The sequence below is a fragment of the Pedobacter terrae genome (assembly GCF_900100705.1).
GTDB classification, from domain to species: domain Bacteria; phylum Bacteroidota; class Bacteroidia; order Sphingobacteriales; family Sphingobacteriaceae; genus Pedobacter; species Pedobacter terrae.
Window position 1 is genome coordinate 161,331 of sequence record NZ_FNCH01000004.1, and the last position, 15,814, is coordinate 177,144.

General features: G+C 39.1%; 15 protein-coding genes. 3 read left to right on the plus strand and 12 right to left on the minus strand.

Annotation, left to right across the window (positions count from 1 at the left end; genetic code table 11):
* Positions 1 to 73 precede the first annotated feature (73 nt).
* The 9 genes from accC to pdxA all read right to left on the minus strand — a co-directional run bounded on the left by accC (position 74) and on the right by pdxA (position 8,573).
* Positions 74 to 1,414: an acetyl-CoA carboxylase biotin carboxylase subunit gene (gene accC, locus BLR60_RS07210; protein ID WP_090498266.1), complete on the minus strand. Its 1,341-nt coding sequence runs from the start codon at positions 1,412 to 1,414 to the stop codon at positions 74 to 76.
* Positions 1,415 to 1,530: 116 nt separating this feature from the next.
* Entirely contained in the window at positions 1,531 to 2,007 is a 477-nt protein-coding gene (gene accB / locus BLR60_RS07215) for an acetyl-CoA carboxylase biotin carboxyl carrier protein (RefSeq protein ID WP_090498268.1), read from the minus strand.
* Positions 2,008 to 2,126: 119 nt separating this feature from the next.
* On the minus strand, positions 2,127 to 3,125 hold the full coding sequence (locus BLR60_RS07220) for a beta-ketoacyl-ACP synthase III (protein ID WP_090498270.1): 999 nt from the start codon (positions 3,123 to 3,125) through the stop codon (positions 2,127 to 2,129).
* Positions 3,126 to 3,134: 9 nt separating this feature from the next.
* Entirely contained in the window at positions 3,135 to 4,073 is a 939-nt protein-coding gene (gene plsX / locus BLR60_RS07225) for a phosphate acyltransferase PlsX (RefSeq protein WP_090498271.1), read from the minus strand.
* Between the two features lie 99 nt (positions 4,074 to 4,172).
* A complete protein-coding gene (gene rpmF, locus BLR60_RS07230) occupies positions 4,173 to 4,364 on the minus strand; it encodes a 50S ribosomal protein L32 (protein ID WP_025143959.1) in 192 nt (63 codons plus the stop codon).
* Between the two features lie 15 nt (positions 4,365 to 4,379).
* The gene (locus BLR60_RS07235) at positions 4,380 to 4,910 is read right to left on the minus strand and encodes a YceD family protein (protein ID WP_090498273.1); all 531 of its coding nucleotides are present in this window, start codon (positions 4,908 to 4,910) and stop codon (positions 4,380 to 4,382) included.
* A 132-nt stretch (positions 4,911 to 5,042) separates the two neighbouring features.
* Positions 5,043 to 5,882 carry a sulfurtransferase gene (locus BLR60_RS07240; protein ID WP_090498547.1) on the minus strand — a complete coding sequence of 280 codons (840 nt, stop codon included), beginning with the start codon at positions 5,880 to 5,882 and terminating at the stop codon, positions 5,043 to 5,045.
* 197 nt (positions 5,883 to 6,079) lie between these two features.
* Complete coding sequence (locus tag BLR60_RS07245; RefSeq protein WP_090498275.1) at positions 6,080 to 7,252, minus strand: MFS transporter; 1,173 nt, start codon at positions 7,250 to 7,252, stop codon at positions 6,080 to 6,082.
* A gap of 241 nt (positions 7,253 to 7,493) precedes the next feature.
* Positions 7,494 to 8,573, minus strand: coding sequence for a 4-hydroxythreonine-4-phosphate dehydrogenase PdxA (pdxA, locus tag BLR60_RS07250; RefSeq protein ID WP_090498277.1), 1,080 nt, complete (start codon positions 8,571 to 8,573; stop codon positions 7,494 to 7,496).
* A gap of 155 nt (positions 8,574 to 8,728) precedes the next feature.
* Between pdxA and rsmA the strand changes: the two genes are divergently transcribed.
* Both rsmA and BLR60_RS07260 read left to right on the plus strand, forming a co-directional pair.
* A complete protein-coding gene (gene rsmA / locus BLR60_RS07255; protein WP_090498279.1) occupies positions 8,729 to 9,514 on the plus strand; it encodes a 16S rRNA (adenine(1518)-N(6)/adenine(1519)-N(6))-dimethyltransferase RsmA in 786 nt (261 codons plus the stop codon).
* Between the two features lie 354 nt (positions 9,515 to 9,868).
* Positions 9,869 to 10,468, plus strand: coding sequence for a thioredoxin family protein (locus BLR60_RS07260; protein ID WP_090498281.1), 600 nt, complete (start codon positions 9,869 to 9,871; stop codon positions 10,466 to 10,468).
* 130 nt (positions 10,469 to 10,598) lie between these two features.
* Here BLR60_RS07260 and BLR60_RS07265 read toward each other — a convergent pair whose 3' ends face one another.
* Positions 10,599 to 10,880: an ATP-dependent Clp protease adaptor ClpS gene (locus tag BLR60_RS07265; protein WP_090498282.1), complete on the minus strand. Its 282-nt coding sequence runs from the start codon at positions 10,878 to 10,880 to the stop codon at positions 10,599 to 10,601.
* Between the two features lie 149 nt (positions 10,881 to 11,029).
* Here BLR60_RS07265 and BLR60_RS07270 point away from each other — a divergent pair, with 149 nt between their 5' ends.
* Positions 11,030 to 12,076 carry a 3-oxoacyl-ACP synthase III family protein gene (locus tag BLR60_RS07270; RefSeq protein WP_090498284.1) on the plus strand — a complete coding sequence of 349 codons (1,047 nt, stop codon included), beginning with the start codon at positions 11,030 to 11,032 and terminating at the stop codon, positions 12,074 to 12,076.
* A gap of 284 nt (positions 12,077 to 12,360) precedes the next feature.
* Here the strand turns inward: BLR60_RS07270 and BLR60_RS07275 are convergent, their stop codons facing one another.
* Both BLR60_RS07275 and BLR60_RS07280 read right to left on the minus strand, forming a co-directional pair.
* Entirely contained in the window at positions 12,361 to 14,814 is a 2,454-nt protein-coding gene (locus tag BLR60_RS07275) for a hypothetical protein (protein ID WP_090498286.1), read from the minus strand.
* Positions 14,780 to 15,805, minus strand: coding sequence for a hypothetical protein (locus BLR60_RS07280; protein WP_090498288.1), 1,026 nt, complete (start codon positions 15,803 to 15,805; stop codon positions 14,780 to 14,782). Before BLR60_RS07280 ends, BLR60_RS07275 begins: the two co-directional genes overlap by 35 nt.
* Positions 15,806 to 15,814: the final 9 nt, after the last annotated feature.

Genomic DNA, 15,814 nt, shown 5'->3' on the forward strand with positions numbered 1-15,814 from the left:
TTTAAAATTTTTAATAAAGAAAAATCCCATTTTGTTTGAGCAAAATGGGATTTGAATTTTATGGTAATTTCTATTATTCCGAAAACTCGAAGGTTTCCATAAATTTTGTAGTGAAATTTCCTGCTCTGAAATTAGGGTCTTTCATCAATTGTAAATGGAATGGGATAGTCGTTTTTATACCTTCAATTACGAATTCGCTTAATGCACGCTCCATGGTACAAATGGCTTCTTCGCGGGTTTGAGCCACGCAGATTAATTTAGCAATCATTGAATCGTAATTAGAAGGAATTGAATAACCTGCATAAACATGCGTATCAACACGAACACCGTGACCACCTGGAGAATGGAAGTTAGTAATTCTACCTGGTGAAGGACGGAAATTGTTTGCCGGATCTTCAGCATTGATACGGCACTCAATAGCGTGCATCTCCGGGGTATAGTTTTTACCTGAAATCGGAATTCCCGCAGCGACTTTAATCTGTTCTTTAATTAAATCGAAGTTGATTACCTCTTCGGTAACCGGGTGCTCTACCTGGATACGGGTATTCATCTCCATAAAGTAGAAGTTACGGTGTTTATCAACCAAAAATTCGATTGTACCAGCTCCTTCATAATTTACAGCCGTTGCTCCTTTAATTGCTGCTTCACCCATTCTCTGGCGAAGCTCATCAGTCATGAAAGGAGAAGGAGATTCTTCTACCAATTTCTGGTGACGGCGCTGGATTGAACAATCGCGTTCTGATAAGTGACAGGCTTTGCCAAACTGATCACCAATCACCTGGATTTCAATGTGGCGTGGATCTTCGATATATTTTTCTAAATATAAACCATCATTACCAAATGCTGCACCAGATTCCTGGCGTGCACTATCCCAGGCATTTTCGAAGTCTTCATCTTTCCAAACTACGCGCATACCACGGCCACCACCACCAGCGGTAGCTTTAAGGATTACCGGATAGCCCATTTCGTTGGCAATTGCAATACCTTCTTTAACACTGGTAAGCAAACCTTCCGATCCTGGAATGGTTGGAACACCGGCATTTTTCATGGTTTCTTTTGCTGAGGCTTTATCGCCCATACCATTAATCTGCTCTGGAGTTGCACCAATAAATTTGATGTTATATTCGCGGCAGATGTTAGAAAACTTAGCATTTTCTGACAAGAAACCGTAACCAGGGTGTATAGCGTCGGCGTTAGTTAATTCTGCAGCCGAGATAATATTTGGGATATTTAAATAAGAATCTTTACTGGGCGGCGGGCCAATACAAACAGCCTCATCAGCAAAACGTACGTGTAAACTCTCGCGATCTGCGGTAGAGTAAACAGCAACCGTTTTAATGCCCATTTCCTTACAGGTACGGATAATACGCAAAGCGATTTCACCCCTGTTGGCAATTAGAATTTTTTTAAACATAATTTTACCTTTTCTGATTACACCGATGTTAATGATTACACCGATTTATTCGGAAAATAACCATCATGCTAATCAATTGTAATCGGTGTTATCTAATTAATCTGTGTAATCAATAACTAAATAGGTTCTACTAAAAATAATGGTTGATCGTATTCTACAGGTGATGCATTATCAACCAATATTTTAACGATACGGCCTGAAACTTCACTTTCAATTTCGTTGAAAAGTTTCATTGCCTCGATAATACAAACTACCTTACCTGCGCTAATTTCATCGCCAACATTAACAAACATTGGTTTTTCTGGGCTAGCTGAACGGTAAAAAGTACCGATCATTGGCGATTTAATGGTAATGTACTTTGAAGTGTCTTCTGCAACAGGTACAGCAGGTGTTGCAGCACTTGGGGCAGTAGGAGCTGTAGCAACAGGAGCAGCAGCCTGTACAAGCGGAGCCTGTGGTACGGTAGCATGCACAACTGTTGGTGCTTGGTTTGTTTTGATCGTGATTTTGAAGTTTTCCTGCTCAATAGCAACTTCATTTACTCCAGAACGAGAAACAAATTTAATCAGTTCCTGTATTTGTTTGATATCCATTTTTTAGGCTAGTTATGTAAAAAATAGTGTTTATTGAATTAACTAAGTTATACTTTTTTTTGTTTTATTTTTTATCCGGGCAGTACCTTTACTTCGGACTCCGGACTAAAGACTTCCGACTATTTTGTGTCGTAAGCCCATTTAAGGTATACAGAACCCCAGGTAAAGCCACCACCGAATGCAGCTAAGACGATGTTATCGCCTTTTTTCAATCTGCTTTCCCATTCCCATAAACATAAAGGAATTGTTCCGTTGGTTGTATTTCCATAACGTTCGATGTTAATCATCACCTTATCGGTTGTAACCCCCATGCGGTTCGCTGTGGCATCAATAATGCGTTTGTTAGCTTGGTGAGGTACTAACCAGGCCACATCATCAGCAGTTAAGCTGTTGCGCTCCATAATTTCGGCAGCAACATCGGCCATATTGGTTACCGCAAATTTAAATACTGTTGGCCCTTCCTGATGCGCAAAATGCTCTCTGGCATCAATAGTTTCGTGGGTAGCTGGTTTTACCGATCCACCCGCTTTCATGCCTAGGAAATCTCTTCCAGATCCATCTGTTCTCAAAATAGAATCCTGAATACCTAAACCTTCTTCATTTGGTTCTAGTAAAGCACAACCGCAACCATCACCAAAAATGATGCAGGTGGTGCGGTCTTCATAATTGATGATTGATGACATTTTATCGCCACCAACCACTAAAATTTTTTTATGTCTGCCTGATTCTATAAATGATGCACCAGTAGAAAGACCAAATAAAAAGCCAGAACAAGCGGCCTGTAAATCATAACCCCATGCATTGGTAGCGCCAACTTTATCCGCTAAAACGTTTGCTGTTGCAGGGAAAGTAAAATCCGGAGTAGTGGTGCAAAAGATAATCAATTCAATTTCTTTTGCATCAATTCCTCTCTTTTTAAGCAAACCGTTTACAGCATGAACAGCCATATCTGAAGTGCCTAAACCTTCTCCTTTTAAAATTCTACGTTCTTTAATTCCCGTTCTGCTGGTAATCCATTCATCCGAAGTGTCAACAATGGTTTCTAACTCTGCGTTTGTAAGCACATAGTCGGGGACATAACCATTTACTGCAGTAATAGCAGCGTGAATTTTACTCATTTTAATAAATTATTTAAATGCCATTCTAATTTTTTCTACCAATCCGGTAGTAATCATCTCTCTGGATTGTAGAACCATATTTTTAACAGCCAGCGGACTAGAAATTCCATGTCCGATAACAACTGGAGCATTCACACCTAGAACCGGGCTTCCGCCGTATTGTTCATAATTAAAACGATCGAAAAACTCATCTTTTAGGCCCTTTTTGATGGTAAGCACATAAAACGATTCTGCTAATTTTAGCATTACATTTCCAGTAAAACCATCGCACACAATTACATCGGCCTTATCGTTAAATAAATCTCTTCCCTCCACATTTCCAACGAAGTTGAAAAGGTTGGTTTCTTTCATTAACGGAAAAGTAGCCATGCTTAGCATATTCCCTTTCTCATCCTCTTCACCAATATTCATCAGGGCAACTTTTGGCTCATTGATCTGCAAAAGATTTTCTGCATATAAACTGCCTAAAACACCAAATTGTAATAAAATATCAGGTTTACAGTCGGCATTTGCACCTACATCTAACAATAGGCCTGTGCCGCCTTTAATTTTTGGAAGAATTGTACATAAACAAGGGCGGATAATGCCCGGAATGGTTTTGACGCTAAAAACTGCGCCAACCAACATGGCTCCAGAATTACCGGCACTTGCGAAAGAATCGATTTTACCCTCTTTTAAAAGGTTAAAACCAACAGCTATGCTCGAGTTTGGTTTCTGAACGATTGCTTTGGTGGGATGTTCGCCCATACCAATAACTTCATCAGTATGAACGTATTCAAAATGATCTGGATTGAAACCCTCTTCTGCGAGAATGGGTTTAATCTGTTCGGTATCGCCAATAAGAACTAAATGCTCTCCAGCGTTAAGCGATTGATGAGCAGCTATTGCTCCCAAAACAATTGCTTTGGGAGCATAGTCTCCGCCCATTATGTCGAGGCCTATTTTCATAGAAAAAATCTGTTTGTGTTAGTCAGGTGTAATCCTGAATTTTCAGTTGACTAAGGTATGACTAAAGCCGCTGAAAACACAAACAATTTTTTAAGAAAATTACCCTATCTGAGTATTTTCGATAACCAGTTTGCCGTTGTAGTATAAGTTACCATCAACGTTGTAAGCACGGTGAGGTACGTGGATAGCACCTGTTGCCGAGCATGTTGCTAAAGAAGGAGTAACCGCTTTATAGTGTGTTCTTCTTTTATTTTTTCTCTGTTTCGAGATTTTCCGTTTTGGATGTGCCATTGGTGTATAATCTAATTATTTTTTTAACTTATTAAGGGCTTCCCAACGTGGGTCGCTTGTTTGTTCATTTTCTTCAGCCTGGTTCTCGATTGATAATTGATTTAAACGGTCAATCATCTCCTGATCACAATCTTTACCTGCCTGTTCGCAGTTTTTGATATAAGGTACCGCAACGTTAATCATTTCGTATAAAGGACCGGATATATCAATCTCGGTTTCTTTACGGCTTAGCGAAATAATTTCTTCATCGTCACTCTCCAGTTCATCTTCAGCAAACTTTACAATCTGCCTTTCATAAAGATTTATCGGTAGTGGAAACTCAGATAAACATTTATCGCAATCTAAATTAACTGTACCAATAACTTTAAATTTTAACAGCAACATGGTCTCTTGTTTATCAAGTTCCAGGTTTACTTTTAAATTTCCACTTTTAATTAACGAATACTCAAATGCATTAAAAAAGTGATCATCAAGCTCATAATCAAACTGATGAGTTCCCAATTTTAAGCCGGTAAACGGTAATGAAAATTGTTTTAATGGGTTCAAAGTACTGTAAAATTTTAGCCTGCAAATGTAGGGATAAAATATTAGATTTAAAATGTTTTTTAAAAAATTGTTAATGTTAACTCTTGATTTTTAGGCCATATCCATTTTAAAAGCCGGATGGTCTTATGGCCATTAGCTAGCCAATATCATTTCCTTATTATTTCTGCTCCATTCACTCCAAGAGCCTACATAAAGTTTTGGGATAGGTAAACCTGCATAATCCATAGCCAAAAGGGTATGGCAAGCGGTAATGCCTGAGCCACAATGTACAATCACATTTTCGGGCTTTACATGCGCCAGGGCTTCTTCGTATTTTTCTTTTAATATTTCGGGGGCAAGGAAAGCGCCTGATGCATCTAAATTTTCGGTAAAAGGAATGTTAGCTGCACCCGGAATATGTCCGGCAATTAAATCGATAGGCTCGGTGAGGCCTGCAAAACGATTGGCATCACGTACATCAATTATGATGTAATCATCTGTTTTGGCTACTTTTTCAACTTCGTTAATGTCAGACAGCGGTAGATCCCATGTTTTTACTGCGTAAGGCGAAACAGATTTTGGAATTTCTATTTTATCTGTCGTCGGGAAACCTGCTTTAACAGCCGCCTGAAAGCCTCCATCAATTACCTGCACTTTCGTGTGACCAATAGCCTTTAACATCCACCATAACCTTGCTGCTGCGTTACCGCCATTTTTATCATCGTAAACAATAACATGGCTGTGTTCCGTAATCCCGAGTTTTTGCAACACAGTTGAAAACTGTTCGGGAGTGGGTAACGGATGTCGTCCGCCAATAGCAAAATCGCCGATGTTGGCTAAATCTTCATTTACATCGGCAAAAAGTGCGCCAGCCAAATGTTGTTCATCATATCTGGCTTTTGATCCTGCACTGGCCTCGATCATGACGATTTCATCATCCTGGTTTAACCAGGTTAATTCTTCGGGTTTTATAATTGGGGATAGTGATTTCATTTTATTTTTTTTATTATTCTTGCAATTATAGTAAGGATGGTTCCAATAATCAAAACGGTATTCACAAAACAATTGAGCATTCTCCGAGATCTTTTAAAATGAAGCTTAAGACTCCCCTGAAGTTAAATATGAGATGCCGTATATAAACATTATAAATGCCAATTATAATTAAGGATATTCCAAATTTTAAAAGCATGTTATTTTATTTTTAATGCCCACAATCCCAAAACTGGGCCAACAGCTAAAACCATATAAAGATAATGCGAATTCATCTCTTTAGCCAAAAGATTAATCACCTGAATGCTAATAATCGTAATGGCAAAGCCGATACAATTTACCAGTGTTAAAGAAGTCCCTCTCAGGCTTTCGGGTGCGTGTTTGGCAATTAAAGAAGAAAACAAGGGCGAATCTGCGGTTCCGGACAAGCCCCAGCAAAACAAAAAGATAAGAAAAGGATAAACAGAGCCGCTGGATAGAAAAAGCGGCGAGAGCAGACAGCATAACCCCGAAATGGAAAGGGCAATGGTGGCAACTCGTTTTGCACCAAATTTTTGTGAGAGCAAACCGCCAATCATGCAAGATAAACCTCCCGATGCGATAATTAAGAACGAAAACAGCGGTATATTTAAAGTTGTATGTACATGTTTAGTGTTGTAAAGCAGCAGCATGCCGGGTAAAAAAGCCCAAAAGGTATAAAGTTCCCACATGTGGCCGAAATAGCCGAAAGCAGCAGATCGAAAATCAGGATCTTTAAATCCGTTAAAACAAGAACGGAAATTGAATTTTTGTCCGACAGTTCTAAATGGGCCGTTTGGTACAAACCATAAAATAGCAATTGCTCCAGTCAGAGATAAACCCGAAGTAACAAAGATTACATATTGCCAGGTAAAATTTGCGGTGAATGTTTTCAATAAATGAGGGAAAGCAGTACCCAAAACCAAAGCGCCAACTAAAAAACCTAAGGATTTTCCTAGTCCGTATTTAAAATAATCGGATGCTATTTTCATGCCAACGGGGTAAATCCCAGCCAGCATAAAACCAGTTAAAAAGCGAAAAAACAGTAATAAATGGACATCGGGTAGTTCTAAACAGATGCCAAGATTAAACAAGGCAGCTGCAATTCCACAGATAAAGAAAACTTTTGAGGGTGAAAAAATATCAGAAATGGCAAAAAAGGCAAATACTAAAGTTCCGCTAATAAAACCAAACTGCACCATACTGGTTAGACTGGCTAAAAGGTTGGTTTCAGTTGGGAAGTTTTTAACAATATCAGGTAATACCGCATTGCCAGCAAACCACAAAGATGTACAGAGAAACTGCGCAATAACAATTATAGGGAGAATGGAATTGGTTTTTTTAGTACCGCTCATTTTTAATTTGATGCACAATTTTAACTAAAATAAACCTGATTGGACGAAAAGCCCCAATTCTTCATTGGGCTTGTAGGAAAAGCAGGACTTTCGGAACCGATGGAACACAAGGCCTTGCTTTGCAAAAAAAAAAATGTAACCACCTAAGCCACCTTAGTGCATCTGAGTTTAATGCATCTTTGGTCTTTCAGCTCTTTAAAATTAAAAACCTACGCCCTTTCTACCCTCAATTTTCTACCTTTTAAGAAGCATCATCCTTAATATCAAACTGCGTTTCAACTACTTTTCCTCCTGTGCGTAATTGGTTGCTCAGCATTTCTTCCTGCTCTCGACGGTTTTTAACAATGTGAATGGCAGAAAACAAAGCTTCGGTAAATGAAGTCGAATCTGCTAAATTTTTACCTGCAATATCGTAACCTGTTCCATGATCGGGAGAGGTACGGACAAAGTTTAAACCAGCGGTGTAGTTTACGCCATTATGGAAAGCCAATGTTTTAAAAGGAATTAATCCCTGATCATGGTACATGGCCAAAACGGCATCAAACTGTTTGTAGCTGCCATTACCGAAAAAGCCATCAGCAGGGTATGGGCCAAAACAAACAATACCTTTATCGTAAGCTTCCTGGATAGCTGGCGTAATTATTTCAGCTTCCTCGGCGCCTAATAAACCGTTATCGCTGGCGTGTGGGTTTAAGCCCAAAACAGCAATTTTTGGTTTTTCGATCCAGAAGTCTTTTTTTAAACTTTCGTTAATCAGTTTTAACTTATTTACAATTTTATCTTTTGTAATGGCAGCCGGAACATCTTTCACCGGAATGTGACCGGTTACCACGCCAACACGTAAATTTTCGCTGATCAGAAACATCAGCACATCTTTACTGCCACTCTTTTCCTGCAGATATTCGGTATGGCCCGGAAAAGCAAAAGTTTCGGATTGAATATTATGTTTATTAATTGGAGCGGTAACCAAAGCATCTATATCGCCGTTTACCAGGTCGGCTGTTGCACGTTCTAATGATAAAAGCGCGTATTTGCCGCCTGTCGCCGTAACCTGACCCAATTCAATTTTTACATCTTCTTCCCAGCAATTGATCATGTTGGCCTTTTTTGGCATGGCCTGGCTGGCATTGTTGACCACATTAAAACTAAAATCGCCAAGGTTATTTGCTTTTCTATGAAAAGATGAAACTTTGGTATGTCCATAAACGATTGGAGTACAATAATTTAAAATGGCAGGATTGGATAATGTTTTAATGATTACCTCTAAACCTATGCCGTTTACGTCGCCTATACTGATGCCAATTTTAAGTTTATTGCTCATAATTACTGGAAAATTTTAGCGCAAATTACTGATTTTCGATTAAACCCTTTAAAAAAAATGAAACCGTAATAAGCGCAGATTGATCTGCAAAGAAATAATAAGCATATCTTTGCTGACAATTTTAATTTTTAAAATCCCCTTCAGGGGCACGGGGTATGAGTTTAGTAAAAGCAAAAAAACACTTAGGACAACATTTTTTAACTGATAAAGGCATTGCTAGCCGCATAGTTGAGGCTTTGGTAAATACCGATAAATATAATCAGGTTTTAGAGGTTGGACCAGGAATGGGAATCTTATCTGATTTTTTGCTGCAACGTAAAGATTTAACAACTTATCTGATTGATATTGATACTGAATCTTTCCATTTTTTGAATGAAAAATACCCGCAGCTTGGCGATCGATTGATAAATGGCGATTTTTTAAAGCTTGATTTTGAGGCCATTTTCCCCGGACAGTTTGCGATTATCGGTAACTTTCCATACAATATCTCATCACAGATTTTATTTAAGATTTTAGATAACCGCCATAAAGTAGTAGAAATGGTGGGGATGTTCCAAAAAGAGGTGGCACAGCGTTGCGCAGCACCTGCAGGTAATAAGGAATACGGTATTTTAAGTGTGTTTTTGCAGGCTTATTATAAAATTGAGTATCTGTTTACGGTTAAGCCAGGTACATTTAATCCACCGCCGAAGGTACACTCGGCTGTAATCCGTTTAACCAGAAATGAGGTGGAGAATTTAGACTGCGATGAAAAATTATTCTGGCGGGTGGTTAAGGCTGGTTTTAACCAGCGGAGAAAAACCTTACGTAATGCCGTTTCTGCAGTAATGCCTAAAGATAAAATGGACGATCATATCTACTTCGAGAAACGTGCCGAGCAGTTAACCGTTGCTGATTTTGTAGCTTTAACACAGCATGTAAGCGAGTTGATGAAGGCTTAGCAATACAATCGTCATTCTGATCCGATTGCTATCGGATTTATTTCAGGATATTTTTTGAAGCGCAAATTTTATAGATATGGAAAGCAGGTTTCTGTTGTCTTCGGTTACTGTATTCCCGCTTTTTATTCCAAGTCCGCACTCGTACCTCGTTTACGGGCTTTTCATTCCAATCGGGTTTACTTAACAGAAAATACTGCGGGTTTTGTAGGGGAGATTGGTGAAATTGCCAAGCTGTTATTTCGCTAAAGCTGCGTAACCCGAAAGTCTGTGCAATAAACCGCCTGCTTTTTCTTGCAAAATCATGATTATTTTCAACTGATTTCTCCTTTCCTTTGCTGCATAATTTTAAGCATCATGGTTAATTATAGCGAAATTTTCAGCGAACAAGGAATGGATTATCAAACCTATCGTGCATTGGTTGATCAGCTCCTGTTAGAAGGGAAGGCTACTGGTGATGTAGCTTACGATTTGCACTATACTAAAATGAATGTGCAGCGGATGAACCGCGTAGATAAAACGGTTAGCTTAAATGATGAGCTGACAGCAGCTATTGATCATCTTCAGGAAAACTATAAGTTTTTAGTGATTACCGAAGGCTGGTGTGGCGATGCTGCCCAGATTGTTCCGCTTTTCAATAAAATCGCAACTGCATCGTTAGGTAAAATTGAGCTAAAATTTGTACTCAGAGATAAAAACCTGCCATTAATTGACGCACATTTAACCAATGGTGGAAGAGCTATTCCGGTTTTGATTGTGCTGAATCAATCTGCTGATCAGGTTTTAGCAACCTGGGGACCAAGACCGCAAGTTTTACAGGAACTTTTAAAAGAATGGAGAAAGGAAACTTCCGAAATGCCGATTTTGGCAGAAAAACTTCATGGTTGGTATGCTAAAGACAAAACGCAAACCACACAGGCTGAGTTAACTGCGCTTTTGAAAGGATTGGAGGGGTGATTTTTGTGGAATAGTCGTCATCTCGACTGAAACGCAGTGAAATGGAGAGATCTGCCTACATAGATTTCTCGACTGCGTTGCACTCCGCTCGAAATGACGATATTGCGAGATAATTCTCGAAAGTAATCTCTTAATCAACAGAAGCCGTCAAACCTTCTTGCTGCAAAATCTTCCGGTATACTTCCATTTCCGTAAACGACCCTTCTAAAACAGGGCATTTACCTTCATTATGCACTTTCCATGCAATTTTTTCGGCCTGCGATTCGTTATAATCCAGGTATTTCATCATGCAGTAGATCACATGGTCGAAAGTATTGATCTCATCATTCCACAAAATAAGGCGATGTACGGTTTTTAAGGAAGTTAAAATTTCTTCGAGCGTAAAGGTCTCTTCTTTGGTTTCTGTAGACATGGTGCAAAAATAAACAATAATTTAGAAGATTTGAGATATTAGATCTGAGATATTAGATTTTAGGATGTTGCAATGATATCTCACTTCTCAAATCGCACCTCATATCTTTTTTAATTAACTAACTTTGTTTAACCAAATAATATACGAGTATGCACCAGTCGAAAATTGCAGGAATAGGCTATTACGTTCCTAAAAATGTTTATACAAATGATGATTTGAGCCGTTTTATGGATACTAACGATGCTTGGATCCAGGAACGTACCGGTATAAAAGAACGCCGTTTTGCCGATCGTAATGAGGAAACTACGACTACCATGGGTATCGAAGCGGCTAAAATTGCAATCGAAAGAGCTGGGATTACGGCTAAAGATGTGGATTTTATTGTTTTTGCCACACTTAGTCCTGATTATTATTTCCCGGGATGTGGTGTATTATTACAGCGGGAAATGGGCATGGGCGAAATCGGCGCTTTAGATATCAGGAACCAATGTTCTGGCTTTGTTTATGCACTTTCGGTGGCTGATCAGTTTGTAAAAACCGGCATGTATAAAAATGTACTGGTGGTAGGAAGCGAGAAACATTCGTTTGCCATGGATTTTGAAACCCGTAGCCGCAATGTCTCTGTAATTTTTGGGGATGGTGCCGGTGCTGTTGTATTACAGCCTACGGATGAAGCCGGAACAGGGATTTTAAGTACACATTTGCATAGTGATGGTGCAGACGCCGAAATTCTGGCCATGTATTATCCTGGTTCTCATGCCAATAAATGGTTAAATGATAAACCAGCCTATCCGGAACAGGAACTGGGTGGATTGTTTATGACCCAGGAAATTTTAGAGAGTGGTGCTGCTTTACCCTATATGGATGGCCCTGCTGTTTTCAAAAAAGCGGTAGTGAAATTTCCAGAAGTAATTAAAGAGGCTTTAGCAGCAAATAAACTAACGGAAAAAGATATTGATCTATTGGTGCCGCACCAGGCAAACCTGCGTATCAGCCAGTATGTACAGCAATTGTTAGGCTTAAACGACGATCAGGTGTTTAATAATATTCAAAAATATGGGAATACTACAGCCGCTTCTGTGCCTATTGCCTTATGTGAAGCTTGGGAAGCCGGTAAAATCAAAGATGGCGATTTGGTATGCCTCGCTGCGTTTGGATCTGGCTTTACCTGGGCCAGTGCGTTGATTAGGTGGTAGGTTTAGGGTTTAGGGTTTAGGGTTTAGGGTTTAGGGTTTAGGGTTTAGGGAAAATGCCAAGCAAGTTAGGATAAATAGTTAAGTCAATATTATAACTACGTAATTTTAAGCGATTACAAAGAATTCGAGAATCACGAAGTGCTAAACACAGCTAAATCTGTCTCATAGATCTCGCCCTGCCTGTACGGGCCAGGCACTGCGCGTTGCTTCGATCGATAGGACGGCCGCATTTTCTTAACTACCTTAATTTCTTAATGGTCAACATAATTTAATGCTAAAACAAATTAGTTTTGCGCTTTAGCGGTTATAAAATCTCCTAAATAACTACATTCACTTGAGGCTACAGCATAAAAAGGAGTTTTACTGTAATTAAATCTTAACTCTTTTAGATAAGGGTTATTATAATTCGCCTTGATGAAGTTTCTCCATTTTATATCCTTTTTATCATAATAATAAAATGAAAGCGGGTTTGCATTCATGATGATTTGTTTTTGCAAACATTTTGCCAGCATAAAGGTGCATTTTGCTTTAAAATCGGCATTGGTACTTAGTGCCCTGGCCTTTAAATACCATGCTTTTGCCGTCTGTGCTTTTTTGTAATCCCCGTCGTATACATATTTCGCGGGATTGCTGTTATCATAAGATGACCAATCGTAACTGATCAGAAACCAGCTGTTACCAAAGTAACCTGTTTGGTAAACCGCATTCGCCATTTTATAATAATAGAGCGCGGCATTCTTTTTATCACTAACAAGTAGTTTTTGCAAACGAAGCATTTCTGCAGCGAAAGTTTTTTTTGTGACGGATGCTTTAGCCGTTACATATTTTTTAGGAAAATCGTTAATGGTTTCGATAAATGGATTAGCATAAAGTTTAGTATTCTCCCCGTCTCCGTACCAGTTTTCGGGAGCAAAATATTTATAACCTGCCGAAACCTTTGCAAACATTTGCACAGCTTTATCGTATTGATGTGTACGTAGGTAAGTGGTACCATAAAGCTCATAAAAATCGTCATTTTTCAGTTGGTTTAAAGCCGAAGCGAGTAAACCGATAACATCGTTTGCAGCTGCCTTGGTTTTGTAAAGCGCTAGGCCCTGCATACTTTTCGGACTCAGATTTTTCTGCCAGAAATTAATGCTCTGGTAACTCATATTCTGGAAAAGAGAGTTTTCTTTCAGCGTTTGGTGGTTCAGATCGCCTTTAACCATGGCAAGCGCTGCTTTAGCCGTGTCGCCCAGGTTCAAATAAGCAGGGGCTAATATTTGCTGATAAAAATTCCTCGTCGTTCTGCTGAAACGTTTATCGGCCTGATCATCATAATCATATTGCCCGTTTGGTTGGTTTTTGTTTTCTGCAAAACGTTTTTCATCCAGCCATTTTAATGTTGGTAATAAGTCGTTTTCATTAAATGCATTACCTTTTTTGATGTTTTTTGCTTTGATCAGCAAATCGATAATTCGGTATTGGTCGCGCAATCTTTCAGGCAGTTTATCAGGTTTTAGACTGGCCAGGTAATTTGATGCCACAATATCTTTGTTCTCCATCCAGGATAAATAAGCTGCCGTTAAAGTACCCAGTTCAGGCTGTGGATACTTCTTTTCCGTAGCCAGCTTTACAGCAAAACTCCTGATTTCGTTTAGGTGTTTTAGATTAACATTTTTTAAACTGTCTTTATATTTTGGATTGCCGTTATCTGAAAAGTAATAATTATAACCAATTTTGGCAATGTCATTCGCCTCAATAAGATCTTGCTCCAATTTATTTACTTCGCGTACCAGTAAGGTGCCATTCAACTGGCTTTTTGGTTCGTAGCTGTAAACCTTGTTGATGCTTTCTATGCCCGAATCGGCATTGCCGAATCCATTTATGGCCCATATATTGGCTTTTTCGTTATTGGTTTTGGCATATTTTAAAGCGCCTTGAACTGGTGAACTGGTGTAAAAATAGTTTTTGTAGGCTTGTATCCTCCGCTCCGGATTGCTGGCAAAAACTTTTGAGAATAAAAAAGCAGCTTCATCCGGGTTGCCCAATCTGCGGATGGATCCGGCATATAAAGCTAATGCCCAACCTTTAACGGCGCTGTTAACTTTACTGGTTTTAATATACGTTTCATAAGTTGACTTACTCTCTGTATGCATTCCTGCAAAGTGAAACATCCGTTCCGTTTGGTAAGCATAACGTAATTTCAGAAAATCATCTTTTTCAGCTGCTGTTAATTTTAATCCTTCCTGGGCTTTGGTAGCCATTGCTGTGGTATCGCGAGGTGTTGCATCCCAAAGGTTAAATGTCACATTGGCCAACGGCTCGCAGCTTTTGGCAAACTGATAATATTTTAAAGGCGCTTTTTGTTTGCCCAATGCCCGGATAAAACTATTTTGTTGCAGGCTATCAGGTAATTGTGAGATATTGCCATCAAAATTCACCAACTTCACATCGGTGGCACTGTCTGTTTTATACATCACCTTTAATACATCCTCTTTTTTAATGTCGAGGAATTTAGCCCATTCACGGCTATTGATCTCCGGCTCGCTTTCTACATCCGTTTCGCTGTTAAGATAAACCATTTGGTTATAGGCAAAAGGCGAATATTCATCTCCTTCAATATTGTTATGGAAATAAGAAATATAATAATCGTAAGGGTCTATCTCGCCGCCACAGGCCAGATTTACAGCAATTTCGCCGAAAAAAGTAATCAGGAATATACTAAAAATCAGTGATAACTTTTTGAAGGTCTTCATTCTTAAAATGTTTTAAAAGGTCGATGTCTAAATGGTAGAAAACGAGGTTACGTTCTCTGGGGGCCAAATATCGGGATAAAAATTTAGAGGTTAACAGTAAATCTTTAGCAGAAACCTGTTCCCATCTGATTACATCTCCTTTTTTTAAACCAGCAGCAGGATAATCAGTGAGCAAATCGTAGAGAATGGAATTTTCGCGCTGTTTAAAAAGCTTTTTGTCGCCTAGCTGGGTTTTGCCAATCCGTTTGGAAATACCTGCGTATTGTTTGTTTCTGAATACCACTGCCCATTCAAAAAGAGGTAACGCAACATCAAGTGGTAAGGGGTATTGTTCGAGGTAATCTTTGAGGTATTGATCCATTTCATGCTGATCCAATATCGAGTTTTGATCGCCATACTTACGTAAATTGCCCATGTTATAACACATCAGGATCCCTTTATCTACCGGTGGAATCCCACTCGACACTACATTCTTAATCTGATGCAGGCGTAGGGTTACTGAAATGGTTTTTCCCTTTAGTAATGGAAGGTTACTCAACTGCTCCAAAAATTTAAAATACCTGTTTCTGGTACCTTTGGTCCAATCACAATCAATTTGTAGTTCAGTATAGGTCGTCTTTCCGACCTGTTTTACCTTTTCGGCCACAAATTTGGCAATGCGATTGGCCATCACCGCGGTCTGTATGGTATCAACCTTATTAAAAACCTGGTTAACGATAAACACTACCGGTACAATATTAACCTGCTTAGGTAGGGGATCAGAAAATTTAATCGGCGATATGGGTACAGGCAATTGCAGATCTGGATTAAAATCTACATCCATAATCCGCACATACAAAGATTTTGATCCAAATTGATCAAGATAATTGGTTTCTGCTTTTTTGTTCTGGTAATCCGTTCTCCAATAATAAAAAGTAGGGTGAACAACCGGTTTTTGCTTACACCCGAAGAAGAGAATTACAGAAATAACTAAAATACTTATCTTGCGCATACAATTGAT

Bases quoted from the DNA above. Each gene is read 5' to 3' on its own strand.
- rsmA (WP_090498279.1), top strand. From the start codon at position 8,729: ATGAGTTTAGTAAAAGCAAAAAAACACTTAGGACAACATTTTTTAACT.
- BLR60_RS07280 (WP_090498288.1), bottom strand. From the start codon at position 15,805: ATGCGCAAGATAAGTATTTTAGTTATTTCTGTAATTCTCTTCTTCGGG.
- accC (WP_090498266.1), bottom strand. From the start codon at position 1,414: ATGTTTAAAAAAATTCTAATTGCCAACAGGGGTGAAATCGCTTTGCGT.
- BLR60_RS07240 (WP_090498547.1), bottom strand. From the start codon at position 5,882: ATGAAATCACTATCCCCAATTATAAAACCCGAAGAATTAACCTGGTTA.
- BLR60_RS07220 (WP_090498270.1), bottom strand. From the start codon at position 3,125: ATGAGTAAAATTCACGCTGCTATTACTGCAGTAAATGGTTATGTCCCC.
- rpmF (WP_025143959.1), bottom strand. From the start codon at position 4,364: ATGGCACATCCAAAACGGAAAATCTCGAAACAGAGAAAAAATAAAAGA.
- BLR60_RS07270 (WP_090498284.1), top strand. From the start codon at position 11,030: ATGCACCAGTCGAAAATTGCAGGAATAGGCTATTACGTTCCTAAAAAT.
- plsX (WP_090498271.1), bottom strand. From the start codon at position 4,073: ATGAAAATAGGCCTCGACATAATGGGCGGAGACTATGCTCCCAAAGCA.
- BLR60_RS07275 (WP_090498286.1), bottom strand. From the start codon at position 14,814: ATGAAGACCTTCAAAAAGTTATCACTGATTTTTAGTATATTCCTGATT.
- BLR60_RS07265 (WP_090498282.1), bottom strand. From the start codon at position 10,880: ATGTCTACAGAAACCAAAGAAGAGACCTTTACGCTCGAAGAAATTTTA.
- BLR60_RS07245 (WP_090498275.1), bottom strand. From the start codon at position 7,252: ATGAGCGGTACTAAAAAAACCAATTCCATTCTCCCTATAATTGTTATT.
- pdxA (WP_090498277.1), bottom strand. From the start codon at position 8,573: ATGAGCAATAAACTTAAAATTGGCATCAGTATAGGCGACGTAAACGGC.
- accB (WP_090498268.1), bottom strand. From the start codon at position 2,007: ATGGATATCAAACAAATACAGGAACTGATTAAATTTGTTTCTCGTTCT.
- BLR60_RS07260 (WP_090498281.1), top strand. From the start codon at position 9,869: ATGGTTAATTATAGCGAAATTTTCAGCGAACAAGGAATGGATTATCAA.